The organism is Sphaerospermopsis reniformis, assembly GCF_005402885.1.
Taxonomy (GTDB): Bacteria; Cyanobacteriota; Cyanobacteriia; order Cyanobacteriales; family Nostocaceae; genus Sphaerospermopsis; species Sphaerospermopsis kisseleviana.
The window spans coordinates 1-788 of the sequence record NZ_BJCE01000527.1; the positions used below are offsets into that span (position 1 = coordinate 1).

General features: G+C 35.7%; 1 protein-coding gene. It reads left to right on the forward strand.

Annotated features, from left to right (window positions below; translation table 11 throughout):
* Positions 1–38: 38 nt before the first annotated feature.
* On the forward strand, positions 39–788 hold a 750-nt coding region (locus FFR48_RS28205), incomplete at its 3' end, for an RpnC/YadD family protein (protein WP_137669609.1).

The window sequence follows — 788 nt, forward strand, 5'->3', positions numbered from 1 at the left end:
TGTGATTTTTGGAAAAATGTGATTTTCAATATCATCAAATGACTCGACAAACTCACGATCAATTTGCTAAAGAATACCTAGAGGAATTATTAACACCTGTAGGAACAATCAAAAAAAGCGAAAAGGTGAAAAGCGAAGTTCAAGAAATTGATGTTTGGTTTGAACCCTTTCCTACACCCACTCAGGAAAATTTACCTTTGGGTTTATTAGGTAAAATCGCCAAAACTCAATGTTTAATTGAGGTTTTTCGTAACCCACCATCAGAAATAGAAATTCGCAGTTGTTTACTCAAATTATATGCTGTTCATGGCGATGTTGTCAGGAGGGCGAAACGAGAAAACCAAAATATTACTGAATCAGAATTTCCGATGTTATGGATTTTAACACCAACTTTCTCACCTCGCATGATTAAAGGATTAGGTGCAAATGAGATAGGAGAAGATTGGGTTAAGGGTATTTATTTTCTGCATGATATTTTGAAAACAGCAATAGTTGTGATTCATCAATTACCAGAAAATGAGGATACTTTATGGTTAAGAGTTTTAGGGAAAGGAGGAACACAAAAAAGAGCAGTAGAGGAGTTAACGACTTTACCTGAAAATAACCCTTTTAGGGAGAATTTGTTAGAAATTTTAGCGGACTGGCGCAAGAATTTAGAATTGAGAGATAATTTAAGTAGAGAAGAGGAGGAAGAGATTATGAACTTATCACCAGCTTATTTACAACAACGGGAAGAATGGAGACAAGAAGCAAAGCAAGAAGGAAGACAGGAAGGAAGACAGGAAGGA